The 8,089-nt window shown below is 40.1% G+C and carries 5 protein-coding genes and 2 pseudogenes; 5 read left to right on the top strand and 2 right to left on the bottom strand.

Features of this window, described 5'->3' with window-relative positions; genetic code table 11:
* Position 1: 1 nt before the first annotated feature.
* The 5 genes and pseudogenes from AB4503_RS24935 to AB4503_RS24915 all read left to right on the top strand — a co-directional run bounded on the left by AB4503_RS24935 (position 2) and on the right by AB4503_RS24915 (position 5,731).
* A complete protein-coding gene (locus AB4503_RS24935) occupies positions 2-1,114 on the top strand; it encodes a hypothetical protein (RefSeq protein WP_029223156.1) in 1,113 nt (370 codons plus the stop codon).
* A 258-nt stretch (positions 1,115-1,372) separates the two neighbouring features.
* Complete coding sequence (locus AB4503_RS24930; protein WP_017104238.1) at positions 1,373-1,951, top strand: DUF2913 family protein; 579 nt, start codon at positions 1,373-1,375, stop codon at positions 1,949-1,951.
* 840 nt (positions 1,952-2,791) lie between these two features.
* A complete protein-coding gene (locus tag AB4503_RS24925) occupies positions 2,792-3,205 on the top strand; it encodes an H-NS family nucleoid-associated regulatory protein (RefSeq protein ID WP_069592252.1) in 414 nt (137 codons plus the stop codon).
* Positions 3,206-3,369: 164 nt separating this feature from the next.
* A pseudogene (locus tag AB4503_RS24920) lies at positions 3,370-3,639 on the top strand (ISNCY family transposase); the annotation flags it as partial.
* 1,618 nt (positions 3,640-5,257) lie between these two features.
* Positions 5,258-5,731: a GNAT family N-acetyltransferase gene (locus AB4503_RS24915; RefSeq protein ID WP_016800590.1), complete on the top strand. Its 474-nt coding sequence runs from the start codon at positions 5,258-5,260 to the stop codon at positions 5,729-5,731.
* A gap of 59 nt (positions 5,732-5,790) precedes the next feature.
* On the opposite strand, the pseudogene AB4503_RS24910 reads toward AB4503_RS24915, so the two are convergent.
* Positions 5,791-5,976: pseudogene (locus AB4503_RS24910) on the bottom strand (IS6 family transposase); the annotation flags it as partial.
* A gap of 803 nt (positions 5,977-6,779) precedes the next feature.
* Complete coding sequence (locus tag AB4503_RS24905; protein WP_229648405.1) at positions 6,780-8,087, bottom strand: YfaP family protein; 1,308 nt, start codon at positions 8,085-8,087, stop codon at positions 6,780-6,782.
* Positions 8,088-8,089: the final 2 nt, after the last annotated feature.

Below are 8,089 nucleotides of genomic sequence, written 5' to 3'. Positions count from 1 at the left end.
TATTTTTCACTCAAACAACGTTCCACATTCTCAGTCGGATTATTTATCTGAGCTCTGGAGGAAGATTGAAAAAAATGAACGGCGTAATCAAAAGGCCGAGATCAAGGTCAATCAGCTTTTTTCTGAATACAAAGATAAACTGACTCCCTATGATAAAAAGCTCGACCATCTTCACTGTGCCTGGGTTAAGCACTTGATGTCATTTTTGACCTCAAAAAAACTCAAAACCAATATCCGCAATCGCTTGATGCAAGCGATTGAACAGGAGTTAATTGACTTGCTTGATCGCCCTTTTATCAATGATAGAGACAAAGTCGAGGCGTTATGCGAAGAGTATGAAACCTATCATAATAAAGTATTTCAGAAAGAGAAACAGCAAGCGCTCAATGCAGCTTGTCGAGAATTTGAAAACGGCATGAAGGAGATGTTCGGCGCTGATATTGATTTACCCCACAAAAAAATCCGTGAAATTCTGGCTTCTGGTGATCCATTCGCCATTGAAGCTTTTATCAGTGCCTTATGGGCCTCTTTTGTTAAACATAATAACGACTCATTTTCACCACGAGCCCAAAATGAGGACGATTGGGACGATTTTGAATTCGATTATTTTGAGAGTGAAGACGACGACGCGCTTAACATCAAAGAAATGTTCCGAGGTACTCAACTCAACAAAATGTACAAACGCATTGCGAGTGTTATCCATCCAGATAAAGAGTCTGACCCGTTAAAGAAAGAAGAGAAACATCGTTTAATGCAGAAACTGGCGGTGGCCAAACGAGAGAATGATGTGATGACCTTAGTCCGAATGCTGACAGAATATGTCCCCGATTCTGAGCACCTTCTTGATGAAACAACTTTAGTGAGAATGGAGCATTTGCTCGAAATGAAGCTCCTGGATTTAAATCGGGCCCACCGTGACATCTTTAGCCAACAAGGAGTTAAGTCTCAAGTCTGGAGACAATTCTCAGCACCAAGCAAGAAGAAGACGCAAGCCAAAATGGAAAAGTATCTTAAAATGATTGATGATTCGATAGTCTCGCTTGAAAAAAGAATAAGAAAAGTTAACAGTATCAATCAATTAAAAAAATATTTAGGATCTCTTACCTTCTATTGATTCTGTGTCTAGAAAAGAGGCTTAATCATGGTGGTTTAAGAGGTTCGAAATACCGCTTGCTCACCCTTCGACTGGCTTCGCCAGCTACGGGATTGCGACGAGCGGTGCCATTAAAGTTTGAGCAGGTATATGTTCGCGTTTCCCGTTAATTTTTGAATGCGCCTTATTATTTAAGCCTTAATACACGCTGATTACGCACTCAATTTAAAATCGTGAAAAACAGCTAGGAAGCTTCAATTAAAGAGAAAGAATAAATTCATGAGTCGAAACCTTAAGCACTATCAAGCCCTTGATGAGATCGTGACGAATGCGCTTCTCGCACTGTATTTAACCATGAGTCAACAAGGTGGATATTGGACAACGAAAATAAGAAATGAACTGTTGGTAAAATTCATCAAACCAAAAGTAAAACGGCCTCAGTTCTCGACATGTAAAAATGAACTCAAAACCATGCTCAGTATTGGCCGAAGTGTAACAGGCAACCTCGAACAAAAAATGTGGGAGGTAAATCAACTGAATCTCGGGTATCAAGCCAAGTTCTCACAGGCTGATGAACTCTATATCATGTTAACGGAATTATTTGAGCAGCATCAGTTTCCAACTATGTTGGAAGACCCCACAAAAGAAATGGAACGAGATACTCTTTACATGAAAGAAAAAAGCATAGAGCAAGGGTTTGATGAAGACAATAACCAGATAAAACCCCTGGCTATGACGGTGAAAACCCATCGGTTGGAAGCGTTAATTGAAGCGCTAAAAGCCAAAGGCTTTTATCGCGTTGAAGTTGACTCTGAAGAGAAAGATGAAGTCATTCACCTTTTATTGCACCGAGAGTGATAACGATTATACGATTGAATAGTGCCTTTCTATTTCTCGGTTTTACCTTGGGTAGACAATGTCCGACTAAATACCCATCTTCAACCTTGACTGAAAGCTTTCCCATATGACAACGCACCCAAAGCCAGTCTGACCAAATAGGTCATAAAGAGAGAGCTTTTCAATACGCAACTCTGGCTTACGCATGAACCTTTTAAAATTGGCATTAGCTAGGCTAGGTTTGCGCATAGGGTCCAATTCTCTTCTTCATTTTTCCACCTAAATCCGGATTTAGGTCTAGTATAATATACTGCGATACTCACCTTGTGACACGGAGCCTTCCATCCTAGTGGTAGGTGAAAATTTCACCCAAACCTTACGGACGCCAGTTTTCAATGCAGAGACACAATAAGAGTTTAGGACTATTCATACTTTTCTTTATGCAGACACATGCAATAATCAACATGCTATGACGAGGTTGATGGTTATATGAGATGTTCCGAAATACCCCCTTTGATCTACATGGTTACTGAAACTCAACTTGAGAGTGCTCTATCCTCTATAGCCATCAATAACTTGCATATTTACTGTGCGTTTACTCATGAAAGTTTGAACACTAAATTAATCAAAGATATTCAGTACAGCCACTTTAAATCCATAAGCTTTAGCGACGCTCGAACTATTTACCCTAAAAAAGCATCATTCTCGGATGAAGATAGGCAATAACTCATTGATATTTAGAAAAATATGCCTAAGAGGGAATATTCACAACGCTATTTTTGGAGAAAACGTGTTTCGACAATTTTTGTGTATCTTATTGATTTGTAATATTATCTCAATTTAAATGTAAATGGACTCAACATGACCGAAATGATAAAAACTTTACTTAATATCCGCTCGCTTCGTGCGTTCTCTCGTGAATTAACACTTGAGGAACTTGAAGAAGCACTGAATAAGTTAACGACCGTCTTTCTTGAACGCCAAGAGAGCGAAGAAGTAGAGCGCGAAGCTCGTGCTGAACAAGAATCCAAAGTCGCTGAAATCGCAAAGCAAATCAAGGTCGATGGTGTTAATATTGAAGCTCTTATAGAAGCTCTAGCAGGTCAATCAAAGAATAAAATAAAAGGTAAACGTAAGCCTCGCCTTGCTAAATATAGTTACACAGACGGGAACGGCATAGAAAAAACCTGGACCGGTCAAGGTCGCACCCCTTCCATAATTCAAGAACAGCTTGATGCTGGAAAATCAATTGAGGATTTCTTGATCGCGAAATAGTCGCTTCTTTCAAAACCCTCACTACACCCCCCTCAATTAAGAGGCCCAGAATTCATATAGAAACTAACAGAGCCCTTGTTTAGGTTAGTTTCTATAGGGCAGTCAGCTCACTTTAAATATCTCTCCCATTGGCCAATCTTAAAATGAATGCGTGAACAGAAATCAACCTAGAGGCGTTAATTACGTCACTGGCCTCATCAGTACCGAAACACGAGAAAACACTTATGACTATTGCAGAACAATTGCGCCAACAAGGCGAGCAACGTGGCCGCCAAGAAGGACGTCAAGAAGGTCGCCAAGAAGGTCGCCAAGAAGGTCGCCAAGAAGCCCTCAAGGAGATGGCGCACAAGATGATGCTTAATGGTCTAGATCAGGAAGCCATTATGGATGTCACAGGATTGAATAAAGACGAACTAGCACAACTTTCTCATTAGCCGAGCAAGTAAATGGCCATCAATAAAGGACTGCGCGTGGGGAGATAAATAGTTAAATCAATAAAAAATAAGGATAAGAAAAAAAAACGGCGCGGGCACTTTCTTTTGTCATACGACAGGTCCCTTCTTCGATTAAACGCGGAGTCATGTGGAACCCTTTCATCACCTTCCCACTTAACGTCCACCTTCATCCGGATGGTATGACGTTGTACGAAACTTTTAGACTTTTCCTACCCATCGGCCTTATTGTTATCATATTCAGGTACTAATTGAGTGAGGGGAATTATCGCCTCACCCAACTTTCATTGTGACAACGTCATAAAAAAGACCGAAAGACTAAGGTTATTACCTTCCTTGAAGCCCTTATATAACGTTCTGGTCAAAGTTTTATAAAATATTCAACGTTTTACTGCCCACTTTTAAATCGACTCTCTTTATACCCAAACGATAAAGGTAAGAGAGTACGTCATTTTTAGAAACATTGTATTGACTACGATTTAGAAGTAATAAATATTCTTCTAACAAGTATGGAAAGTCGCTTAATCAACGCCCATGAGTAATGTCAATCTGAGTGATATGTCGGCCAAGCACGGCATTATTGTGAATCGTCCTATATTTATCGTTGGTTCATCCAATCAAGTCCCGCTTTAGACGTAAGAAACTACTCTGCTATCAATTCATTAGGAGCGACATCTTATCGCTATTAGAAAAACCAAAGCATCAAGGTTTGAACTAGCAACCTAGTGAATACGCTTTCATTATGTAATGATTTTACTTACAAAGTCATACTGTAAGAGACAAAAGATTCCGGAATAATACGTCAAATGGTCTGGGCTAAAACTTATATGGCGGTTCGTATCATTGGTGTTGAGTTTGGCTACACCAATTACGCAAACTACAAAAATAGTGCAGAATAGCTTTCGATAACATTAGCTGCAATATTCCAGAGTTTTGTCTATTTTAGCACTGCGATTGGCCATCTTCGATAACATCAAGATTTGGCCTGTACCAAAGCAAAAGGGTAACCAGCACTCTTTCTTTTGCGCTTACCGAACTCGTTGTCCAAATTTGAACTCGATGTGAGAGCCAGAGCGAATAATGAGAAAGCACTCGTCAATGGAGTGAACGTCACTGTTGAGTGCAAAGGCGGTAAGAGAAGAGCCACCATTTTAGTTGATAAGTGACATACAACATGTAACTGGCTTAGAACACGTTAAAGCTCTCTTTCATTACACTAGTAAGCACTCTAGCAGGGATTTTGTTTTGGTTCTTGTAACGGGACTGTTGCAAAAATACTGTACGGACCCTTTTTTTTAATCATCGTGGGCAACGCTTGGAACTCATATTTCTGTCATGGGTGCAGACAAAATAGGAAACAAGAACTTCCATCCTCATTGTTTGAGAAAGCATACTCTACTGTGACTATATACCTTAATGAAAAACGATTGGCGAGTTCTAGCATGCGCCAGATAAAGAGATCTATAAGATAGTTGAAGAGCCTATGTTAAATGACAGGAACAAAAGCGGCATTACCATTTTGATAACTCAAGATTAGCTTATCAAGATCCTTACATTGGCCAGTTACTTTTAATGAAATACCTACCCAAGGTAAATAAGCATGAATAAAATTAGCTTTTTAAAAATAAACAATACCATTATCGATGACATTATTGCTCTCTCAGTGGAAGAGTCTCAAAAACAACTCATTGCTAACAACGCAGAGTGGCTTGCAGAAGCCAGTTTTAACGACGATAGTATCAACTATGGTATTTACTTAAACGATAAACCTGCGGGCCTGATCTCTCTGATTGACCCTAGAATACTGGACACACACGATGAACACTTTCAAAAGGAGCATTTATATGTATGGCGCGTCATGATTGACCATCGTTTCCAAGGAAAGGGATTGGGGAGTCAAGCGATTAACTTCAGTAAGAAATACGCTTCCATTATCGGTTTAAAAGGCGTCTCCCTGACCACGATGGATAAAGAAAAAGGCAATGCGCTCTCTATTTATCAAAAACTTGGTTTTATACCAACGGGCAGAAGACTTGATGATGAAATTGAATTAATTTTTGGCTTAAAGGAATGAGTGAATAAACAAGTCAGATGGTGTGTCTGGGACGGCTATTTGGCCGCCTCATTTTATACTTAAACTGTAAATGTATTGAAGAGTTCATTCAAAAACGCTGATCCCTCGTGCACTCTCACCTCTGCCCGGTCACGGCTTAACCAAAAATCAAATTGACTCTTGTTCAATATCCGTAACCTTTAAAGACCTTGAATCGCTTCGATGAGCTTTTTGATTAGAGCATGGTCTGACTCTATCGCATTGTCATGGTGTAATTACTCTTAATTTTTTTGCTCATATTTTCAGCTATCATGCGCTAATCTAGAAAACGTTAAAGTTCCAGCTCAGTGCTCTAAAGATCGTAAAGCCTCACCTAGCAGGTCTTCTGGCGAAAGGTTAGAATGGGTGTTCATTATACTTTCGATTCTCCTTGTAGGAAAAGAATTACAAGTCTTCCCTCTACCATCAAAGTCCTCTTGTCTTCTGCCGTATGCAATGTACACATTAATGAGAGTACACTCCCTCTCTCTCACTGAGCAGGTAATTTTCCTGAGTTTTTTTTGAAGACCTTCAAACATTCTATCGAGGCTTTGGTCACTATTTGCCTTAGTAAAGTGGCCATAGACTTCAGAGATAGTGCTATTTATTGATAGCTCAAACCTATGTACTTCTTGTTTCATTTGAAATAACTCAAGTATTATTGGGATTTGTATTACACATACTATAACCAAAAACATTGAAAGTTATTGGTTAATCAATTTAGTCAGCTTTGGCTCTCTTTGTTATCAGCTCTTATCGACAAAGCTAATTGCTTGCAGTTACAAAATATATCATTGGAACTCGCCTTGAGTCGCGACGACGAGTAAAACTTCAGGTCTATGAAGCCTCTGGACATTTCCGAGTTACGTTCAGATTGGCGACTAAGTCGTTCGGACAAAATTTACTACTCCGAATCATACAATGTATCGGAAATTGGTAGACCAAACGCAATGCCCTACTAAAACATCAAATGATGTTTTAGTAGGGCTATCAGATTATATTACTATAGGTAAACGGCCCTTTAAGGTTACTAGAAAGCCCCTATTTCAATGCCACCACTGTCGTTTTCAGAAACCACAACATTCATCATGTGTAATGGGTTGGCATTCTCTGATGAACCTTGAGCTTCCCCAAGTGTAACTGACTTAGTTAGAACATCCGAAATACTACCTGTCGATATTTGAACAGTTGCAATTCGACCTTCTGCACGAGCGTAGTTATTCACACCGATACTATATACCCCGAGTTCGAGGCTGTCTCTGTCACAAGTGGCGAAGTAATGCTCTGGCCCATAGCCGCTGGTGTTATCAACATCTAACTCACCAACGTTACCTACCCTATTTTGGTAGTACACCTGCATCCCATTGGGTTCAAACGTATGCAAATCAACATCACCTAGACCATTCCAACTGAGTGTTGCTGTGAACGACCCTGTAGAAGCGATTGCTTCAGGAGTTTGTAATGACGCCAGCTCCGATTGGAGATCGTTTCTTATCATTCCAGCTGGTTGTAAAGAAGTATTTAAATAGGTTTGTATGAGAGTGTGACCAGATGGATCAACCTCTAAATGGCTGACTGGTATCGAGACATTTGTATCGGGCACTGTCCCTACAGCTCTTAAACCATTTATCACCAAATCGAGATCGGCTAGTGTATAAGGTCCATTCAGTTGTGGTGAAGCTGGTGCAATGTGGACTACCCCAAGATTAGATTCATCTAGGTTATCCAATTCCAATGCTGCGTTGTAGGCATTATTAGCAAAAAGATTACCTTGGGAGTGGGCGATAAACAGCATTTTTGCGCCCTGTGTGCCTAACGTCTGAATCCTCGTGTTATGACGAGCGTAATCGCTTGCTGTTGGCGGTGAAGAAAACAAATGACTAACAAGTGCAACTGTTTGGGATGATGCCCAGTCGTAAAGCTCAGTAAGTAGCCCCAACACCAAGTCACTAGGGGCGCTGACAATATTGTAGACTTTATCTAAGAAACCATCAGCTCCACCACCAGTAATTGCTGACCAAAAGATATCAAATCTACCGCCGAGATCGGGGTCTATTTCTTCCGCTCGCTGAATAAATACTTCTGCTATATCTTGAAACGCTGATGCACTAACCGATGAACCAGTTACGTTATAAAAAGTCTCGTATGCTACAGGCTCTGAATTGTACTCATTTCCAATTTGCTTTTGGAATTCAAATGTCGCTAATTTCGCTTCATTTTTTGTATTCCACACTCCATTAAAAAAGCCAACGACATACCCTGGTACTTCACAAACTGTTGCAGAACTTACATTGAAAGAGATTGACGCAGCTAAAGCGGTTATAATAATTTTTTTCATAC

It is taken from the genome of Vibrio sp. 10N.222.55.B11, assembly GCF_041473705.1.
In the GTDB taxonomy this organism is placed as follows: domain Bacteria; phylum Pseudomonadota; class Gammaproteobacteria; order Enterobacterales; family Vibrionaceae; genus Vibrio; species Vibrio crassostreae_C.
Note: the sequence above shows the minus strand (reverse complement) of the source record. Positions and strands in the feature narration are given on the sequence as shown.